A 16,289-nucleotide genomic window follows, 5' to 3' on the forward strand; every position below is an offset into this window, starting at 1 on the left:
GGACGGGTCGCCACTTTCCCCCTGTTCCAATCCCACAATCGATGCTTTGTTCCGCTTGAATTGGTTCTGTCGTGGCCTGCGGGCCACTGTCGCTGGTCCTCATGTCCCGCGGTCGGCGCCTGTCCGAGCGGTGGCGTTTGATTGACGGGCAAACCGGGCGCTCTAGATCAATTCACGCCGACCGCGACTTCCATCGGCTCGGGGAGACCAGTCTCGTGGCGCATCAAACGCGGGCTTTGACCTTTAGTGGCCCTTATCCCAGGCTGAGTTGTTTGTGCGTGCTGTTGCTCACGGGCGTCTTGGCGGGATGCTCGTCTTCCGACCAGATCAAGCAGCAATCACAAACGGTGGCCTCCGCGGCACAGACCGTATCGATGGTGCTCGATGCCTGGATGGATGGGGCGGCGCCGTTCGCATACACATCCGGCACGCTGCGGTCGACCGGCAAGACCCTGGCCGACGCCGAGGCACAAATCCGATCGGCCGGGACGGCCGAACCCGCCGAGCAATCTGCTTTGGCGGCAGCGGTCAAGGATCTGTCGGCCGCGGTGGCTCGCGCCGAGGCGGGATTGCAGGCGGACAGTCGAGCGGAGGTCCAAAACGCAAGGCAGGATCTTCTGCAGGGCTCGCGCACGCTTGCCACCGCCTATGCCAGATATTTCGCGCCGAAGCCATGAAGAAGCTCGTGGAAATATCGCTCGGCGTGGTTACCAGCGTTGGCGGCTTCCTCGAAGTCGGATCGATGGCGACGGCGGCCCAAGCGGGCGCAACCTTCGGTTTCCAGTTGATCTGGGCCGTGGTCCTCGGCACCATCTGCATCATCTTTCTGGTGGAAATGGCCGGCCGGTTCGCCGCGGTGAGCCATCACACGATCTGCGACGGCATTCGCGAGAGATTTGGTTTCAACGTCTTTGTGTGGCCGTTGCTTGCCACCTTGCTGCTCAGTCTCATGGTGCTCTCCGCCGAGATCGGCGGCGTTGCCATCGCACTCGAACTTGCCTCGGGCATAGGCTTCCAGTGGTGGGCTCTGCCGGTGGCTTTTCTGGCATGGCTGCTGCTCTGGAAAGGCACGTTCGGTTTCATCGAGAAAGGCGTGTCGATGCTGGGCCTGGTGACGTTGTGTTTCGTGGTCGCGGCCGTGATGCTGAAACCCGATTGGACGGCGGTCGCGGCTGGCGCGGTGCCTTCGCTGCCAGCCCACGATACCGCCAATTACTGGTTCATGGCGGTCAGCATTCTCGGCGCCTCGATATCGCCCTACCTGTTCATGTTCTATTCCTCGGGGGCTATCGAGGACCAGTGGGACAAGAGCTATCTCGGCGCCAATCGGGCCATAGCGGGACTGGGGATGACCTTCGGCGGCACCATTTCGATCGGCGTGTTGATCGTGGCCGCTCTCGTGCTGGCGACGCACGGCATCAACCAAGTCGACGACTATCACCAAATGCCGTTGATGCTGATCCCGGTATTCGGCTTCTGGGGTTTCATCCTGTTCGTAGCCTCTCTCGCCATTGCCTGCTTTGGCGCTGCACTCGAAGTCGCGCTGCAACAGGGTTACCTCGTGGCGCAAGGTTTCGGCTGGACCTGGGGCGAGGACCGCAAGCCGCGCGACGATCCAGGCTTCAGCGCCGTGTATACGGTATCGCTGTTGCTTGCGGCCCTCCCGATCATGCTTGGTGTCGATCCGTTGAGGCTCACCATATTTTCCATGGCGCTGACGGCTGCCAGCCTGCCGTTGACGGTGGTTCCATTCCTGTTTCTGCTGAACGACGAACGCTACGTCGGCGAGCATCGCAACGGCATTCTCTCGAATGCCGCGGTCATCTTCATCATCGCGCTCGGCTTTGTGCTGGCCGTGGTGACGATCCCGCTGCAGATATTCGGAGGCACCTGATGGAGTTGCTGCGTGATCTCCTGGACAAGCAGGTGGTCGACCGCCGCCAGGTCAAAATCGGCAAGGTCGACGGGTTGGTGGCCGAATTGCGCCAGGGCAAGCCCCCAAGAATCGTCGCGATCGAACTCGGCTCCATCACTTTGGCGCGTCGCCTTGGCACATGGCCGGGACGATGGATGGCGCAACTCGCGGCAAAGCTGGGTGGTAAGCGCCATGGCGAGCCGCATCGGATCGCCTGGCACAAGGTGAAGGATATCGGCGTCGACATCGAGTTCGATATCGATGTGCGTCGGACGACGATCTTCGCCTGGCAGGACTGGTTGCGCGATCATGTCATCGGACGCATTCCGGGAGCTTGATGATGACCATCGTCAATCTCGAACATCTGGCTGGGCGACGCGTGCTTTCGCAGCGGGGCAAGAGCATCGGCTATATCGAGGAAATCCGCGCCGAACCGGATGGCGACGATTTCGTCGTTACCGAATTCCATGTCGGCGTCTACGCTGCTTTCGAGCGTCTTTCGGCCTCGGCCATAGGCGTGGCCGTGCTCGATCTTTTTAGGCTCCGCCGTCGCGGTGGCCTATACCGCATCCCCTGGGACAAGCTCGACATCTCTAACCCTGCGCGGCCGCGCCTGCTGTGCCCGATGACCGAACTTCCCGGTATGAAGAGCGCACCCGATCTTCCCGAATAGGCCGTCGCCGCGCTTCCTCGCAGACCTTGTCACCGTCACCGTAGCATGCTCGCCGCCAGGAAAACCGCGGCCGCTACCAAAACGACGGCTGCAACGACCAACAGCGGCCAGTTGCTGCGAGGCCGCGGTTCCGGCTCGCCTTCGACCGGCCGCATCGCGTTGGCGAAGCTGGCTTCATTTTCGAATTTCGGCCGGCGGGAACGTGGCGGCTCTGTTGGGGGCGGATTTTGTGTGTCCGCCGCCTCGGCATCGGTCTCCATCGGAGCAACGGCAGGATCGAAGCCGGGCGTTTTGTCCTGCGTCTCTCCCGACTGGATCTCGCCTCTGGCAGAGACCGGTGTAGGAATTGACATCTTGGCACTGACCTCTCGTTCGAACCAGGCTCTACCAAATCAGCGGCTGCGGTGCACATGGGCCCAAGGGCTAAATTTGATCGCCGAGCAGAATCCTGGCGTCCTTGGCCGCGACGATGAACGCCTGCCGTGCAACCCTTGGAGGCTTTTCGCCACGCATGACCGCAAGGCAGGCCTTGATGGCCGCAAGACGCCTTTCCGAGGTCGGCTTCGGCCAGTCCCGCAGCAGCACTTCGGCGGCATCGGACACAGAGACCACAACCCTGTCGCGGTCTATGCGGCCAGGCTGAATGACGATCGGCTTTCTGAAATGGCCTGTGCGCACCCGCCCCTCCAAGACCTTCCCCTGTTGCTCCACGAAGCCCTTCCGCGGACGGCCTCTAACGCCGCGACGGTCGATTTGTTCCTGTGCACCTGGCGTTGGAATTTGGAATAACGACGCCTGAGCCACTCGTCTCCACCATGGTTTTCTGGCTCTGCCGGGGTCTGGTGCATGGGGCTTGGAGAGCGGAACAAAGCGCATCTTGGCTTGTTAGGACGCAGCGCAAATTCGCTCACTGACAAGGACAAAGCCAATGAAAACACGACACCTTCTCGCATCCCTCGCGGTTGCTTCCACGGTTCTCGCAATGCCTGCCTTCGCGGCCGACAGCGCCCAGGATTTTGTCGACAAGGCTGCCGTCGGCGGCAAGTTTGAAGTGGACTCGAGTCAGATTGCCTTGGGCAAGGCCCAGGACCAGCGCGTCAAGGATTTTGCCCAGATGATGATCCGGGACCACGGCGCCGCCAACGCCAAGCTGCAAGCGGTCGCCGGTGAACAAAAACTGAAGGTGCCCTCAGCGCTCGATGCTCAGCATCAGGGCGATCTGGATAAGCTCAAGAACGGGCAGGGGCCGATTGATCCGGCCTATGTCGACGCGCAGCGCAAGGCGCATGACGAAGCCGTCAAGCTGTTCGAGGATTATGCAAGCGGGGGTGACAACGCCGCGCTCAAGACTTTTGCCCAGCAAACGGTCGGCACGCTGAAGATGCACCAGCAGGCGATCGAAAAGATCGCCGCCGGGCAAGATTCCATTACGGGAGCGACAACGCCGGCGGTGAAGACCGACAACACTGCCAACGCCGCCGCTCTTGTCCCCGGCGCAAACAGCTTCACCGAATCCCAGGCCAAGAGCCGGATCGAGAATGCGGGATATTCGAACGTATCGAAGCTGACCAAGGACGATCAGGGCATCTGGCGTGGCCAAGCGGCCAAGGGAGGCGAGAACCTAAACGTCGGGCTCGACTACCAGGGCAACATCGTTGCCGCAAGCAAGTGAGCGTGGATCAGGAGAAATCACATGAAGACGGTAACTGGACTGTTCGACAATTATGACGACGCGGCCGATGCGGTCGGCGAGCTTGAGGCGACGGGAGTCCCACATTCCAATATCAGCATCGTCGCCAACAACTCGGATGACTGGTACGACACAAATCGTTCGGAGGCCGCTGAAGACGCTGGCAGCGGTGCCGGAATCGGAGCCGTGATCGGCGGCGCCGGGGGCTTGCTCACGGGATTGGGCGTCATGGCCATTCCGGGTGTTGGCCCGGTGGTCGCGGCCGGATGGCTCGCCGCCACCGCCGCCGGCGCGGTTGCCGGTGCCGTGGCTGGTGGAGCGGCCGGCGGCATCATCGGCGGTCTGACGGAGTCGGGTGTGCCCGAGCGCGATGCACACGTCTATGCGGAAGGTGTACGCCGCGGCGGTACCTTGGTGACGGCTAGGGTTGAGGACCAACTTGTGCCGAATGCCGAGGAGATTTTGGGGCAATCCCGATCGGTGGACCTGGCCGAACGCCGCAGATCGTACGAGGCCGATGGCTGGACCGGCTTCGATGCCAATGCTGGCGAATACGTGCCGGGCGAGATCGATCGCGACGGCGGACGCGCAATCAATCGACCCTGAAAGCGCTCACGTTCCTCTGACTGGCACGCAGCGACGAGATCGCGGAAATCGATCTTGCCGCGCTATGCCGGGGCGCTTTGCGGCGTTTAAGCACCATCGAACCCATCTCGAGGGTATCGGGTTGGGTTCGATCGCATTTGAGGCCATATTCCCTGCGGAATCTCCGCCGCTCAGAACGGATCGCTCCGTGACCAACCGGACACCCCGCCCGCAAGGCGGAACCATGGAGGGGTCGACGTTGTTGTCCCAGCGGCCGACTTGTCGGTTGGCGGGCTAGGAGCAATCATTGATGACCACGGATCGATCACGCGAAAACGTTCTGGTTTCGCTCCCGTTGATCAATGCAAAGGCGGCGCCGACCCTTAAGCACGCCGGGGCGGAAGTTTTCTACATGGAAGCGATCCGCGAACTCACCGCCACGGACATTCCCTTTCTGGTTGCTGGAACCTATGCGGTAAGCGCCTATACCGGCGTCACTCGCCAGACCAAGGATCTCGATATCTTCTGCAAGGCCGGTGACTACGCGCGGATCCTCGCCCATTTCAAGGAGCTTGGATATGCCGTCGAAATCGAGGACGACCGGTGGCTTGGCAAGGTGTTCAAGGGCAGGCATTTCTTCGACGTCATCTTCGGATCGGCCAACGGCATGATGCCTGTCGGCGATCGATGGCTGGAACATGCCCGACAGATCGAGTTGCTGGGCAGCCGTGTGCGGATCATCGGACCGACCGAACTCATCTGGTCCAAATGCTTCATTCAAGACAGGGGCCGGCACGACGGCGCCGATATCGCCCACACGATCCTCAAGGCACACGACCAGATAGATTGGCACCGGCTGCTTTCCTATCTGGAGGTTCATTGGGAGGTCCTGCTGATGCAGCTCATCAACTTCAGATGGATTTACCCAAGCGAGCGCGATCACATCCCGGCATGGCTCCTCGATGAACTGCTCGACCGCCTCGCAAAGCAACGGCAATTGCCGTCCCCCAGGATGAAGATCTGCCGCGGGCGGCTGCTGTCGCAATCCGACTACGAGATTGATGTCAAGGAATGGGGCTTCGCCGGCGTCGGAGGTGTGGGGGATTTTCGTGATGCCTGAGCGCCTGGAGAACGTCGCGCCGAAGGATAGCGCACGGACACTTAAAGTTGCCGCCATGGGGGATCTGCATGTCAGGGAAGATCCCCGAACCTCGTATCGCGATCTCTTCGGCGAGATATCCAGGGAAGCCGAGATTCTCGTCCTGACGGGAGATCTCACCAATCTCGGCAAGCCTCGTGAGGCGGAGATGCTCGCCGAGGACCTGCGTAACTGCTCGATCCCGGTAGTGGCGGTGCTCGGCAATCACGACTACGAATCCGGCGCGGTGGACGACGTCGCAAACATCCTGCGCCAGGCGCATGTTCACCTTCTCGACGGCCATGCGGTCGAAATCGAGGAGGTCGGCTTCGTCGGCGTGAAAGGGTTCGTCGGCGGCTTCGGATCGCGCATGCTCGGCTCCTTCGGCGAACCCACGATCAAGGCGATGGTCTCGGAAAGTGTCAACGAGGCGATGCGGCTCGAAAACGCGATGCGCCAGGTGCGGGCGAAGCGGACGCTCGTGGTCCTCCACTACGCGCCGATCGCTGAGACCGTCGAGGGTGAACCGCTGGAGATATTTCCGTTTCTTGGCTCATCACGCCTTGCCGAGACGATCGATCGGTTCAAGGTCAGCGCGGTCGTGCACGGTCACGCGCATCGCGGCTCCTACGAAGGCCAAACGCCTGGGGGCGCCAAGGTCTACAACGTCGCCATGCACGTGGCCAAACCGAACGGCCGCCCCTATGCCTTGCTGGAACTCTGACGCCACGGCATCGTGCGAGCATTCAGTTTGAAGGCTCCGCCAGGAAGTGGCGGCGCAGTAGTGCGAGCTGACCACGGTTGTTTCCCGGTGATATCATTTTGGAGTTCGTCGCCAGTGGCGAATTCGTCAAACCTCCGTCTTGTCGAAGCCCCGCCGGGCGATAATTCTTCAGAAGGCGTGGGTGCTTCTCCCTCTCAGACAGGAGCCGACCATGAAACATCAGACACTCGACCAGCTCCAAACCGTCGCCAGGATTGAGCCGCTGGCGCCGTTTTCGGTAATGACACGTAATGAACGCATCGCGCGTTGGGCTGAACTTCTCGAGGAAAATCCCGAACGATGCCTCGGTGCGCTAACCGGCACGGAACATTTGCGTCCTGAAGCACGCGCCATCGCACGTGGGGAAGGATCGGCACTCGCGGTTGCCTTCGAAGACCCGATCTTGCGTGCATCGGGTCTGGGTGACGACACATATGGCGAGGCAAAGCGCTTCTTCGAATTGAGCGACTGGCAACTCCACGACATTGTCTGTGATTGCCACGTCGGTGCCACCATGAAAGCACGATGGGCCGCGGCTCGGGTCCGTGCAACGATCAGCGGGAACAGGCTCTTTGCATTCTTGAGGCGGTGCTTGATGCGGTGAGACCAGCGGGAGGTCGTTGCATGTCCGCGACGACCTCCTACACCGCCCAATGCGCAAGCTATCGCCGATCGTCCTCGCGGTAGAGCTGGTCGGTAGCGCGGTCGCTTTCCCTGCGTTCAACCGGACCACGGTTACGGCGGGTTACCAGGACATAGGCGATCAGTATGATCAGCAGCGCTGGCCCGCCGGCGACGACGATTAGCCACATGATACCGTCAGACATTGGAAATCTCCTTTCCTCCACAACCGGCAAGGAGACGATCCGTTCCGCTTGGATCGCGGCGCTGACCGGCGATCGGTTCCCGTCACCCAGGGGGTCCAGACGCCCCGCTATTGCCACAGGCCGATCGCCACCACCGCCATGATCAGGTATCTTGGCTGGACGATGCGACATCGGGGTAGGGAAGATATTGGATCTGGCAAGCCAGCGAGCCGAGGGAAATTCCATCGGCTTCGGCAAGGAAGGTCGCCAGTTCGTTGTTTCGGCGGCCCGATTTTATGAAATCCGCGGTCACCGCCTCGGCGTCGCCTTTGATATTGGCCGCATCGACACCATGGCTTTCCCAGAGTGCTCTATAGTGGCGGATCAGGGTCGAGCCATCGGCTGGAGAGCCCGCGCGAATAGTCTAGATCATGGCCTTGCAACGCCCACGGATCTGGGCCGTTCCCATGCCGACACAACGGGCCAATATTTGAGGCTCGACTGAGCGGGAGAGCCTTGGCGCTCGTGCGGGTGGCGATGGCGCAATCTACCTGAAAGTTCCGTCAGTCCGCAGTCTTGCCCAAAGTGTCGGCGACGACCGCGCCGCGCTCACCCATGGGAACCGCAGGGCCTGTGGTCGAGTCACAGGCTGTCTGATGTTCCATTTCCGCGTTGATGGCGGCGCCGGCGATCAGGATGATGACTGAAATCCATGTCCACATCATCAGGCCGACCACGGCACCGAGCGAGCCGTATGTCGCGTTATAGTTGGCAAAATGCTGGAGATAGAACGAGAACAGCCACGACGCGATGATCCATGCCGCGGTTGCCGCAAGCGCTCCCCAGCTCAACCATCGCCATTTCGCATGTTCCCGACTTGGCCCGAAACGGTAGAGCAAGGAAATGCCGGTCAGGATCGACACCACCAGGATGGGCCATCGGGATACCGCAACCACGGTTTCTGTCCAGGCATCAAGGTAGAAAAAGCGCAACAGCGACGGAACAACACCCACCGTAAGCAGCAGCACGATGCCGATGAGCAGGGCTCCGGCCGTGAACAGGATCGACATCAGATTGAGGACAAGGAACGAGCGTTTCTCACGCTCTTCGTAGGCGATGTTCATCGCGTCGAAGAGTGCCTTCATGCCGCTGTTGGCGCTCCAGAGGGCGATTGTCAGCCCGATGAAAAAGCCTGTGCCGAGAGCGCCTGCTTTCTGGCGGGCCAAGGCCTGCAGCTGATCGCGGATGAGATCGAGCCCACCCTGCGGTAACAATCCCTGGAGGTAAGCGACATCGTCGGCGACCGTGACCGGGTCCGCGACGAAGCCATAGATCGAGATGAAGGCCGCCAGGGCGGGAAACAAGGCGAGCAGGAGATAGAAGGTCGCGCCGGCAGCCACCAGCAGAACCCGGTCCTTGTTGAACTCTTCCCAAAGTCGCCAGAAGATGTCCTTCCACCCCAGCCCAGTGATTTGAGATGGCCATGTGGCGTCGCGCCCCCGGCTTCCTGGCTCCCGCCCTGCTGGGGCATTGCCGTCCTTGGTTGTCGAGGCCGCGCGGCTGGCTGCTTCCTCATCGATCAGCGAGGGCTGCTTGTCGTTCGGCGGAGAACCTCGTTGTGGTTTCAAAGCCATTACCGGGTTCGAGGATGTCCAAAGCGTGGCTGACAACGCGGGACAAAGACACCCGTTCCCGCCGTGCGGCCGATCACGATTTTCCTCCTTACCTGCATCTTTTGCGGCCGAGCGGCGTTTGAAATCGGTCAAGTGAACGGGTGTGTCCGATGAGAACGACAACCAGGGATAAGCTCAGGCGCGAAGCGGCGTTGTCCGAGGACGCCGACCTGATCGTCAATCGAACAGCCCACTTCATTGGGGATTGGATCGAAGAACATGTGGTTGACAAGTCTATCCCTATGTCCGGCATCGATGTCGCGGAGGAACTCGCAAGTCAGTGCGTGGCGGATGCGCAAGACGAGGGGATCGCGGCGCAGGACATCCAGGATGAGGTGGGCGATCTTACTGAATACATCGCGGAAACGATCGATGAAGGGAACGGCTCCCCCTTGGAAGGCGTGGCCACGGTGGCAACCAGAATCGCGGAACCTCGTTTGTCGAGTGTCAGCCCGAGGAGATGGCGATGACGAGGTTCCTGTCCTTTCTGGTCCTGGCAACGGGTCTTGCGCTCACCGCATGTGACAACAGCACCGAGCCGACGAAGGCCAACACCGACACCGTCACCAAGAACCCGCCGGTCGACCAGGACGCCAGACCGCAGTCGACGACCGGTGGCGATCAGCCAACTGCCCCGGCGACCAAATGAACCCGATTTCCTATTGCGATACGCCGCTGCTACGTGCGTGGCTGGCCTGAACGATGAGGCTCCGGTCATTTCCCCGGCGCGGCTAGGCTGATGACTGCACAAGCCAGGATTTACGGAGGGACCGGAACCTCAATCCACTGCTGCGCATTTCGACTTCACGCTTGGAAGACAAATGTCATCCAACCATCAAGACGCTGGCCAAGGAGAATTCAGATGCAAGGTTCAGAAGCGATTTCCAGGCGCCCTATCGGCGGCATGAGCATAGAACCATTCCTCGGCACGGTGACGGTCCGTTTCTCCGACGCGATAGTCGCCGCAAGCGACCGTGCGAAAATTCTTCGGGAGGAGGGCCATGAGCCGGTATTCTATATCCCGTTCGAGGATATCTATTTCGACCTCTTCGAGAAGACCAACACCACCAGCGAATGCCCGTTGAAGGGAACAGCGAGCTATTGGCGCGTTCATGCTGTCGGCGGCTCGGCCGATGACTTCATGTGGGCATATGAGACGCCGGACACCGCAGCCCTGGCCATCGCGCGTCATGGCGCCTTCGATCCGAAAAAGGCACGTATTGACGTCGATCCCAAGGAGGACAAGCGGCACACTCCACATGTCATGGAGTAGGATGCCGCCTCGACCTTCGTTCTTCTTGCTTGTCGCCATGCCGGCAAGTCGCCGCCGCCGGGATCAGCGGCAGCGGTGCGAGTCCGAGCCTTCCCCACATCGATCCACTCTCTAGAAGCCTCGTTGCGGCCGCTTCGATCGGTTTTAGCCGCGCCTCACCGACCTGCGGGAGCAAATCACCCTTTCGCGATCAGGCAGGGTTTTGTCGCGCTGCATTCGGAACAATGCCCGGAGTAAAAGGTTAGCGGCGAAACCAGTCAGGAGCGGAGCCATGTCCGAAACCCTCGTCTCAAAGCCAATTGGCCTCAGCCGGAGACGTTTCATGACGGGCACGGTTTCGGCCGCTGCGGTCGCACCGCTCCTGCCTCCTAAGGCCAAGGCGGATGAAGTGGCCGCGCCCCGTTCCAAGCTCCGGGAGCCGGTCGTCACCTCGCTTCGTATCAACAGGCAGGCTTACGAGCTTTCGCTCGACACTAGGACCAGCCTGCTCGACGCCTTGCGTGACCACGTTGGGCTGACCGGGACGAAAAAAGGCTGCGACCATGGGCAATGCGGCGCATGCACCGTGCTCGTCGACGGAAAACGGGTCCTCTCCTGCCTGAGCTTCGCGGTGATGATGCAGGGCAAGGATGTGACGACCGTGGAGGGGCTCGCCTCGCGCGACGGCGCCCTGCATCCGATGCAGCAGGCCTTTATCGACCATGACGCCTTCCAGTGCGGCTATTGCACGCCGGGCCAGATTCTGTCGGCCATAGGCTGCGTCAACGAAGGCCACGCCGGTTCCGAGGCCGATATCCGGGAATATATGAGCGGCAACATCTGCCGGTGCGCCGCATACCCCAACATCGTGGCGGCGATCGTGCAGGCTCGCGACGAAACCGGGAGAGCCTGACATGCGTCCTTTCGTTCTCGAGCAACCGGCCAACATCCCGGCGGCTGTCGCCCTCGCTTCGAATTTTGCCGCGCCGGATCGGCCGCCGACCCAGTCAGACATGCAATTCATCGCTGGCGGCACCAATCTAGCCGACTACATGAAGCTCGACGTTGCCCAACCGAGCCGCCTCCTCGATCTCAATCGTCTCTCCGAGCCGGCGCTTCGGCAAATCCGCGTCACCGCCGAAGGGGTTCGTTTCGGGGCGCTGGTGCGGATGGGCGAGGCGGCTGACGATAAAGACGTCAGGCTTCATTATCCGGTCATTGCCGACAGCCTCAGGCTGGCAGCCAGCGGTCAACTCCGCAACATGGCCAGCCTTGCCGGCAACGTGCTGCAACGGACGCGGTGCGAGTATTTCAGGGAGATCTCATGGGCCTGCAACAAGCGCCAGCCGGGTTCGGGCTGCGCGGCAATGGACGGTTTCAATAGGCAACACGCGGTGCTGGGCGTCAGTGACGCCTGCATCGCCACCTATCATGGTGATTTCGCCCAGGCACTGATTGCCCTTGACGCCAACCTCCATGTCGAGGGTTCGCGTGGCGCGCGCGAAATCCGGTTCGCCGACCTGCATCGCTTGCCCGGCGATACCCCTCATGTCGAGACCGGTCTCGCTGCTGACGAGATCATCACTGCCATCGACGTGCCCGCGGGTCCTTGGACCCGGCGTTCCCGCTACCTTAAGGTCCGTGACCGCGAATCCTATGCCTTCGCTCTGGCTTCCGCGGCGGTCGCTCTCGACCTCGACGGCAACAACGTTCGCGAGGCACGCATAGCACTTGGCGGCGTCGCCACGGTGCCGTGGCGGGCGAGGGAAGCGGAAGCGGTCCTGCACGGCAAGATACTGGATGAGGCAACGGCGCGGGCGGCCGCGGAGACGGCTTTCGCCGATGCCAGGCCGCGCGACCACAACGCGTTCAAGATCGAGCTTGGCAAAAGGACGCTGGTGCGGGCGCTCCTCGAAACCCGTGAGATGAAGGTGTGATCATGAAGGCAGCCGCTCCGCAGCCCAAGGAGAACATGGGTGCCCCGCTGCCGCGCATCGAGGGGCGGCTGAAGGTGACCGGTCAGGCGACTTATCCGGCGGACCTCCCGGCGGCCAACGTCGCCTATGGCGCGCTGGCCACCAGCAGTATCGCCAGGGGCAAGGTGACGGCACTTCACCTGGACAATGCCCGAGCGGTGCCGGGCGTGCTCGACATCGTGACCTATGGCGACATGGACGCGGTGGACAAGCCGAAATTCGGCAACATCGCCGCCGCCTCGATCGCGCCCCTGCATGACCGGAAGGTCTTTCACGACGGGCAGATCATTGCCTTGGTGGTCGCCGAGACCTTCGAGGCGGCGGAGGAAGCTGCGCTGCTGATCCGCGCCGACTACGCCGAGGAGAAACCGAGTGCGGGCTTCGACAGCCCTGGAGCAACGACCGTTGCCGCCGCGGGCAAAAGCCCGATGTTCAAGGAAGACGTCAAGTCTGGCGATTTCGACGCCGCCTATGCCGCTGCTCCGGTCAGGATCGATGCACGCTATTCGACACCGACGCAGCACCACAACCCGATCGAACTGTTTTCGACGACGGCAATGTGGCAGGGCGATCAACTCACCATCCATGAGCCTTCCCAGAACGTCACCGGCTGGAAGGCCGAACTTGCCAGGCAGTTGAAGATCGATCCGGCAAAGGTGCGCATCGTCAGCCCATACATCGGCGGCGCATTCGGCTCGAAGGGGCCGATGACGGCCCGCACGGCGATCGTCGCGGTCGCTGCAAGGCGTCTCGGCCGGCCGGTGCGTTGCGTGGTCAGCCGCATGCAGGCGTTTGGTACCCAGACCTATCGCGCCGAGACCAGACACCGGATCCGAATGGGCGCCGACAAGGACGGCCGCATAACAGCTTTCGCGCATGAGGGCTGGGAGGTGACATCGCGACCCGATCCCTACGTGGTCGGGGGAACGTCGGCGACCGGCCGTATGTATGATTACGGCGCGGTGCTTACGCAGGTGTCGCTGGTCCAGGCGGACCGCAACACGCCCGGCTACATGCGTTCGCCTCCCGAAACGCCTTACGTCTATGCGCTGGAGAATGCCATGGACGAAATGGCGGTGGCGCTGGCCATGGACCCGGTGGAGTTCCGAAGGGTGAACGAGCCAAAAGCCGAACCGATCGGGAGAAAGCCGTTCTCGAGCCGCTCGCTGATGCAATGCTACGACCAGGCGGCGGACGCATTCGGCTGGGCGAAGCGGGACGCCAAGGTCGGATCGATGCACGACGGCGACTGGTTGATCGGCATGGGTTGCGCGACGGCGATCTATCCGACCTCATCGGCTCCCTGCGCTGCGCGCGTGTGGCTGACCGTCGACGGCGATGTACGTGTCCAGAGCGGCTCGCATGAAATCGGCACCGGGGTGCGCACGGTCGCCGGCCAGATGGCAGCAGAGCGCCTCGGTGTCGCCATGGACAGGGTCAGCGTCGAGATGGGCGACAGCACCTTGCCTCCGGCGCCCGTGTCGGGAGGGTCTATCTCCACCGCAAGCGTCTGTTCGGCGGTACTCAAGGCCTGCGACGCGATCAGGACGAAGCTGTTTGCCGCGGCGATCGGCGAAGGTGGTCCGCTTGCCGGCGCCCACAGTGAGGAACTGGATATCCTCGATGGCAAAATCATTGCCAAGGGCGGCGCTTCGGCAAAGGTCGAGGACGTCTTGAAAACCATGCGGGTGGGGGCGATCGAGGAGTATGCCGAGTATGCGCCCAAGGGGGCGAGCCCCGAAGCGCTCAAGAAGCTCTATGCCGGCCAGCCGGAGTTTCACGGCGGCGAGCAGGACGAGGATTCGGTGAAATATGCATTCGGCGCGGAATTCGTCGAAGTTCGCATCAATCGCCTTACCAGGGAAATCCGCGTGCCGCGCATTGTCGGGGCCTTTGCCGCCGGCCGCATCATGAACACGCGCACGGCGCGCAGCCAACTGATGGGCGGAATGATCTGGGGCATCGGCCAGGCGCTGCATGAGGCGACCGAGGTAGACAGCCGCTATGCGCGATACGTCAATCGAGATCTGCAGGACTACCTCGTGCCGGTCAACGCCGACATCAAGGATCTCCAAGTGATCCTGGTTCCGGAGATTGACCGAGAGGTCAATCCGGCAGGCGTGAAGGGCCTCGGAGAACTGGGCAATGTCGGCACGGCGGCCGCCGTTGCGAGCGCGGTATACCATGCGACTGGCAAACGAATCCGCGATCTTCCCATCAGGATCGAGCAGCTTATCGCCTGATCGGGCTTACCCATGGGCGGTCTGATCCACGAATTATTACGTGAGGGAACGTCCGGGCCGCCAGCGTCTTTCGTCCCGTAGGCGGTGGTCGTCTCGCACAACTCAAAGGAGATGAAGATGCCCAATCAAGGCGGTAGCCACGAACAACACGTGAAAGCAGGCCAGCAAAGCCATAAGAACATGGACGATAAGAACCGACGTCAGCGGCAGGAAGCCGGTGACAATCAGCGCCAACAAGGCGACGACAGCGTCCAGCGCCAACAAGGCGGCGACAGCGTCGGCACGACGCGTGGCGGAACCCATGAACAGCATGTGAGAGCTGGCGAGCAAAGCCAGAGAATCGCTAGCAAACCTGTGTGGCTCCGTGCCCGTCGCGAGCGCTGGGGACGGGCTCCGGAGTGATAGTGCTGCGCCAGAGTCGACGCCGCATGCTTAAGCCGAAAGAGAGACAGATTTGATGCCCGATCCGAGAGAACCCGACCCTAACCGCGACGTACCCATGCCGGCTCCCAATTGGAAGCCCAAGCCGATGGGCGAACCGGAGCCGGAAGGATTGCCCGATGAGGCGCCGTTGCCCAATCCTGACGAGAACGAAGAGCCCCCGATGCATGCGGTCGGCTGAGCGGAATCCGCCCTCTGTTTGGTCACTCCTCGTCGAAGCGGCCGCCTTCCCTTGAAGGATCGCGTGACAGCACCGCTTCCTCGACATCGTCGGGCAATGCCTCGTCGCTTTCCTGGTAGGGGTTGTCGTCATCTTCCTCGGGCAATTCGCCGTCGGCCTCGTCTTCCACCTCGACGTCATCCGGAAGGATTCTCGCGCCTGCGAGCGCGTCCCAATCCTGCTGCTCTACCGTGGGACCTTCAGTCTCCGTCGGGTCTTCGTTCTGAACTGTGGGTTGCTCACTTTTGCGGGGGTCCATCGTCGTTCTCCGAAATCCGGGGAGTTTGCCCCGGATCGCCTGAAGCGCCCGGGGCAACAGCTCGCCAGCTAGGCGGCCTGTTCCAGGGCACGTTCGTTGACACCGCCCTCGCCAAGGCTGGAAAGTGCCTCGTCGGTCGCCGTCTCCTCCTCGAGGGTCTCGTTAAGGAGTTTGACCACGTCGCTCTTGCCGAGCTGTTCGGCCCAGGCGATCAGCGTCCCGTAGCGCGCGATCTCGTAGTGTTCGACGGCCTGCGCCGCCCCGACCAGCCCAGCATCCAGCGCCGGGTCGCCCTTATATTCCTGGAGGATTTCCGAACCCTCCTCGATGATGCCGTCGATGGCCGGACAGGTTTTGCCCCGGGCCGGCTTGTCGAGGAGTTCGAAGATTTGTTCGAGGCGGTCGACCTGGCCCTCGGTTTCCTGCAGGTGTTTCTCGAATGCTGCCGAAACATCTTCGGATTCGGCGCCTTTTGCCATTTTCGGCAGTGCCTTCAGGATTTTCTTCTCGGCGTAGTAGATGTCCTTCAGCCCGTCGAGGAACAGGGCTTCAAGGCCTTTCGTTGCCGCTTTCTTCGCAGTCGCCATGATTTTTATCTCCAATTGTCGTGAAGCCCACCAGCGGTGTAGCTGGAGCACAACTTGCTGTGAGGACG

Annotated in this window: 24 protein-coding genes; 17 read left to right on the plus strand and 7 right to left on the minus strand. The window is 61.7% G+C overall.

What is annotated here, in order from left to right:
* The first annotated feature begins 278 nt into the window (after positions 1-278).
* The 4 genes from ACVWWD_RS14340 to ACVWWD_RS14355 are packed head-to-tail and all read left to right on the plus strand — an operon-like array spanning position 279 to position 2,588.
* Positions 279-677: a hypothetical protein gene (locus tag ACVWWD_RS14340; protein WP_352546857.1), complete on the plus strand. Its 399-nt coding sequence runs from the start codon at positions 279-281 to the stop codon at positions 675-677.
* Positions 674-1,894 (plus strand): NRAMP family divalent metal transporter, encoded by a 1,221-nt coding sequence (locus ACVWWD_RS14345; protein ID WP_352546859.1) that lies wholly within the window; start codon positions 674-676, stop codon positions 1,892-1,894. The genes ACVWWD_RS14340 and ACVWWD_RS14345 overlap by 4 nt, the downstream gene beginning before the upstream one ends.
* Positions 1,894-2,253, plus strand: coding sequence for a hypothetical protein (locus ACVWWD_RS14350; protein ID WP_015319130.1), 360 nt, complete (start codon positions 1,894-1,896; stop codon positions 2,251-2,253). Before ACVWWD_RS14345 ends, ACVWWD_RS14350 begins: the two co-directional genes overlap by 1 nt.
* A complete protein-coding gene (locus ACVWWD_RS14355; protein ID WP_352546860.1) occupies positions 2,253-2,588 on the plus strand; it encodes a hypothetical protein in 336 nt (111 codons plus the stop codon). The genes ACVWWD_RS14350 and ACVWWD_RS14355 overlap by 1 nt, the downstream gene beginning before the upstream one ends.
* Before the next feature lie 35 nt (positions 2,589-2,623).
* Here the strand turns inward: ACVWWD_RS14355 and ACVWWD_RS14360 are convergent, their stop codons facing one another.
* On the minus strand, positions 2,624-2,941 hold the full coding sequence (locus ACVWWD_RS14360; protein WP_023771250.1) for a hypothetical protein: 318 nt from the start codon (positions 2,939-2,941) through the stop codon (positions 2,624-2,626).
* A gap of 70 nt (positions 2,942-3,011) precedes the next feature.
* A complete protein-coding gene (locus ACVWWD_RS14365; RefSeq protein WP_023771249.1) occupies positions 3,012-3,266 on the minus strand; it encodes a DUF982 domain-containing protein in 255 nt (84 codons plus the stop codon).
* A gap of 250 nt (positions 3,267-3,516) precedes the next feature.
* Here ACVWWD_RS14365 and ACVWWD_RS14370 point away from each other — a divergent pair, with 250 nt between their 5' ends.
* The 5 genes from ACVWWD_RS14370 to ACVWWD_RS14390 all read left to right on the plus strand — a co-directional run bounded on the left by ACVWWD_RS14370 (position 3,517) and on the right by ACVWWD_RS14390 (position 7,368).
* Positions 3,517-4,260: a DUF4142 domain-containing protein gene (locus ACVWWD_RS14370; protein ID WP_023794697.1), complete on the plus strand. Its 744-nt coding sequence runs from the start codon at positions 3,517-3,519 to the stop codon at positions 4,258-4,260.
* 21 nt (positions 4,261-4,281) lie between these two features.
* Positions 4,282-4,884 carry a general stress protein gene (locus ACVWWD_RS14375; RefSeq protein ID WP_023771247.1) on the plus strand — a complete coding sequence of 201 codons (603 nt, stop codon included), beginning with the start codon at positions 4,282-4,284 and terminating at the stop codon, positions 4,882-4,884.
* 289 nt (positions 4,885-5,173) lie between these two features.
* Positions 5,174-5,983: a nucleotidyltransferase family protein gene (locus ACVWWD_RS14380; RefSeq protein ID WP_023771246.1), complete on the plus strand. Its 810-nt coding sequence runs from the start codon at positions 5,174-5,176 to the stop codon at positions 5,981-5,983.
* Entirely contained in the window at positions 5,976-6,725 is a 750-nt protein-coding gene (locus tag ACVWWD_RS14385) for a metallophosphoesterase family protein (protein ID WP_352546864.1), read from the plus strand. The genes ACVWWD_RS14380 and ACVWWD_RS14385 overlap by 8 nt, the downstream gene beginning before the upstream one ends.
* 211 nt (positions 6,726-6,936) lie before the next feature.
* Positions 6,937-7,368, plus strand: coding sequence for a hypothetical protein (locus ACVWWD_RS14390; protein ID WP_352546866.1), 432 nt, complete (start codon positions 6,937-6,939; stop codon positions 7,366-7,368).
* 58 nt (positions 7,369-7,426) lie between these two features.
* Here ACVWWD_RS14390 and ACVWWD_RS14395 read toward each other — a convergent pair whose 3' ends face one another.
* Positions 7,427-7,591 carry a hypothetical protein gene (locus ACVWWD_RS14395; protein ID WP_023771243.1) on the minus strand — a complete coding sequence of 55 codons (165 nt, stop codon included), beginning with the start codon at positions 7,589-7,591 and terminating at the stop codon, positions 7,427-7,429.
* 187 nt (positions 7,592-7,778) lie between these two features.
* On the opposite strand from ACVWWD_RS14395, the gene ACVWWD_RS14400 reads away from it, so the two are divergent.
* Positions 7,779-8,075 (plus strand): hypothetical protein, encoded by a 297-nt coding sequence (locus ACVWWD_RS14400; RefSeq protein ID WP_352546869.1) that lies wholly within the window; start codon positions 7,779-7,781, stop codon positions 8,073-8,075.
* A 58-nt stretch (positions 8,076-8,133) separates the two neighbouring features.
* Here the strand turns inward: ACVWWD_RS14400 and ACVWWD_RS14405 are convergent, their stop codons facing one another.
* Positions 8,134-9,204, minus strand: coding sequence for a YihY/virulence factor BrkB family protein (locus ACVWWD_RS14405; RefSeq protein ID WP_352546897.1), 1,071 nt, complete (start codon positions 9,202-9,204; stop codon positions 8,134-8,136).
* Between the two features lie 149 nt (positions 9,205-9,353).
* Between ACVWWD_RS14405 and ACVWWD_RS14410 the strand changes: the two genes are divergently transcribed.
* From ACVWWD_RS14410 to ACVWWD_RS14435, 6 genes are all read left to right on the plus strand, one after another.
* Complete coding sequence (locus tag ACVWWD_RS14410) at positions 9,354-9,713, plus strand: DUF768 domain-containing protein (RefSeq protein WP_023771240.1); 360 nt, start codon at positions 9,354-9,356, stop codon at positions 9,711-9,713.
* The gene (locus ACVWWD_RS14415) at positions 9,710-9,892 is read left to right on the plus strand and encodes an immunogenic protein (bcsp31-1) (protein WP_023771239.1); all 183 of its coding nucleotides are present in this window, start codon (positions 9,710-9,712) and stop codon (positions 9,890-9,892) included. Before ACVWWD_RS14410 ends, ACVWWD_RS14415 begins: the two co-directional genes overlap by 4 nt.
* Before the next feature lie 213 nt (positions 9,893-10,105).
* Positions 10,106-10,516, plus strand: coding sequence for a DUF427 domain-containing protein (locus ACVWWD_RS14420; RefSeq protein WP_023771238.1), 411 nt, complete (start codon positions 10,106-10,108; stop codon positions 10,514-10,516).
* A gap of 271 nt (positions 10,517-10,787) precedes the next feature.
* The gene (locus ACVWWD_RS14425; protein ID WP_023782360.1) at positions 10,788-11,408 is read left to right on the plus strand and encodes a (2Fe-2S)-binding protein; all 621 of its coding nucleotides are present in this window, start codon (positions 10,788-10,790) and stop codon (positions 11,406-11,408) included.
* 1 nt (position 11,409) lies between these two features.
* Complete coding sequence (locus ACVWWD_RS14430) at positions 11,410-12,432, plus strand: FAD binding domain-containing protein (protein WP_352546873.1); 1,023 nt, start codon at positions 11,410-11,412, stop codon at positions 12,430-12,432.
* A 2-nt stretch (positions 12,433-12,434) separates the two neighbouring features.
* Positions 12,435-14,714 (plus strand): xanthine dehydrogenase family protein molybdopterin-binding subunit, encoded by a 2,280-nt coding sequence (locus ACVWWD_RS14435; RefSeq protein WP_352546875.1) that lies wholly within the window; start codon positions 12,435-12,437, stop codon positions 14,712-14,714.
* Positions 14,715-14,816: 102 nt separating this feature from the next.
* Here ACVWWD_RS14435 and ACVWWD_RS14440 read toward each other — a convergent pair whose 3' ends face one another.
* The gene (locus ACVWWD_RS14440) at positions 14,817-15,026 is read right to left on the minus strand and encodes a hypothetical protein (protein ID WP_352546877.1); all 210 of its coding nucleotides are present in this window, start codon (positions 15,024-15,026) and stop codon (positions 14,817-14,819) included.
* Positions 15,027-15,171: 145 nt separating this feature from the next.
* Between ACVWWD_RS14440 and ACVWWD_RS14445 the strand changes: the two genes are divergently transcribed.
* Positions 15,172-15,336, plus strand: a complete 165-nt coding sequence (locus ACVWWD_RS14445) for a hypothetical protein (RefSeq protein ID WP_023771234.1) — start codon at positions 15,172-15,174, stop codon at positions 15,334-15,336.
* Positions 15,337-15,358: 22 nt separating this feature from the next.
* On the opposite strand, the gene ACVWWD_RS14450 is transcribed toward ACVWWD_RS14445, so the two are convergent.
* Both ACVWWD_RS14450 and ACVWWD_RS14455 read right to left on the minus strand, forming a co-directional pair.
* Positions 15,359-15,634 carry a hypothetical protein gene (locus ACVWWD_RS14450; protein ID WP_023771233.1) on the minus strand — a complete coding sequence of 92 codons (276 nt, stop codon included), beginning with the start codon at positions 15,632-15,634 and terminating at the stop codon, positions 15,359-15,361.
* Positions 15,635-15,702: 68 nt separating this feature from the next.
* Complete coding sequence (locus ACVWWD_RS14455) at positions 15,703-16,221, minus strand: YciE/YciF ferroxidase family protein (protein WP_015319108.1); 519 nt, start codon at positions 16,219-16,221, stop codon at positions 15,703-15,705.
* Positions 16,222-16,289: the final 68 nt, after the last annotated feature.

It is taken from the genome of Mesorhizobium sp. URHB0026, assembly GCF_054059755.1.

What these genes read in the sequence shown, in the direction of transcription:
- ACVWWD_RS14375 (WP_023771247.1), top strand. Translation starts at nt 4,282, where the DNA reads ATGAAGACGGTAACTGGACTGTTCGACAATTATGACGACGCGGCCGAT.
- ACVWWD_RS14370 (WP_023794697.1), top strand. Translation starts at nt 3,517, where the DNA reads ATGAAAACACGACACCTTCTCGCATCCCTCGCGGTTGCTTCCACGGTT.
- ACVWWD_RS14445 (WP_023771234.1), top strand. Translation starts at nt 15,172, where the DNA reads ATGCCCGATCCGAGAGAACCCGACCCTAACCGCGACGTACCCATGCCG.
- ACVWWD_RS14380 (WP_023771246.1), top strand. Translation starts at nt 5,174, where the DNA reads ATGACCACGGATCGATCACGCGAAAACGTTCTGGTTTCGCTCCCGTTG.
- ACVWWD_RS14455 (WP_015319108.1), bottom strand. Translation starts at nt 16,221, where the DNA reads ATGGCGACTGCGAAGAAAGCGGCAACGAAAGGCCTTGAAGCCCTGTTC.
- ACVWWD_RS14410 (WP_023771240.1), top strand. Translation starts at nt 9,354, where the DNA reads ATGAGAACGACAACCAGGGATAAGCTCAGGCGCGAAGCGGCGTTGTCC.
- ACVWWD_RS14360 (WP_023771250.1), bottom strand. Translation starts at nt 2,941, where the DNA reads ATGTCAATTCCTACACCGGTCTCTGCCAGAGGCGAGATCCAGTCGGGA.
- ACVWWD_RS14350 (WP_015319130.1), top strand. Translation starts at nt 1,894, where the DNA reads ATGGAGTTGCTGCGTGATCTCCTGGACAAGCAGGTGGTCGACCGCCGC.
- ACVWWD_RS14435 (WP_352546875.1), top strand. Translation starts at nt 12,435, where the DNA reads ATGAAGGCAGCCGCTCCGCAGCCCAAGGAGAACATGGGTGCCCCGCTG.
- ACVWWD_RS14395 (WP_023771243.1), bottom strand. Translation starts at nt 7,591, where the DNA reads ATGTCTGACGGTATCATGTGGCTAATCGTCGTCGCCGGCGGGCCAGCG.
- ACVWWD_RS14385 (WP_352546864.1), top strand. Translation starts at nt 5,976, where the DNA reads ATGCCTGAGCGCCTGGAGAACGTCGCGCCGAAGGATAGCGCACGGACA.
- ACVWWD_RS14425 (WP_023782360.1), top strand. Translation starts at nt 10,788, where the DNA reads ATGTCCGAAACCCTCGTCTCAAAGCCAATTGGCCTCAGCCGGAGACGT.
- ACVWWD_RS14430 (WP_352546873.1), top strand. Translation starts at nt 11,410, where the DNA reads ATGCGTCCTTTCGTTCTCGAGCAACCGGCCAACATCCCGGCGGCTGTC.
- ACVWWD_RS14405 (WP_352546897.1), bottom strand. Translation starts at nt 9,204, where the DNA reads ATGGCTTTGAAACCACAACGAGGTTCTCCGCCGAACGACAAGCAGCCC.
- ACVWWD_RS14390 (WP_352546866.1), top strand. Translation starts at nt 6,937, where the DNA reads ATGAAACATCAGACACTCGACCAGCTCCAAACCGTCGCCAGGATTGAG.
- ACVWWD_RS14345 (WP_352546859.1), top strand. Translation starts at nt 674, where the DNA reads ATGAAGAAGCTCGTGGAAATATCGCTCGGCGTGGTTACCAGCGTTGGC.
- ACVWWD_RS14440 (WP_352546877.1), bottom strand. Translation starts at nt 15,026, where the DNA reads ATGCTGTTCATGGGTTCCGCCACGCGTCGTGCCGACGCTGTCGCCGCC.
- ACVWWD_RS14450 (WP_023771233.1), bottom strand. Translation starts at nt 15,634, where the DNA reads ATGGACCCCCGCAAAAGTGAGCAACCCACAGTTCAGAACGAAGACCCG.
- ACVWWD_RS14355 (WP_352546860.1), top strand. Translation starts at nt 2,253, where the DNA reads ATGATGACCATCGTCAATCTCGAACATCTGGCTGGGCGACGCGTGCTT.
- ACVWWD_RS14415 (WP_023771239.1), top strand. Translation starts at nt 9,710, where the DNA reads ATGACGAGGTTCCTGTCCTTTCTGGTCCTGGCAACGGGTCTTGCGCTC.
- ACVWWD_RS14420 (WP_023771238.1), top strand. Translation starts at nt 10,106, where the DNA reads ATGCAAGGTTCAGAAGCGATTTCCAGGCGCCCTATCGGCGGCATGAGC.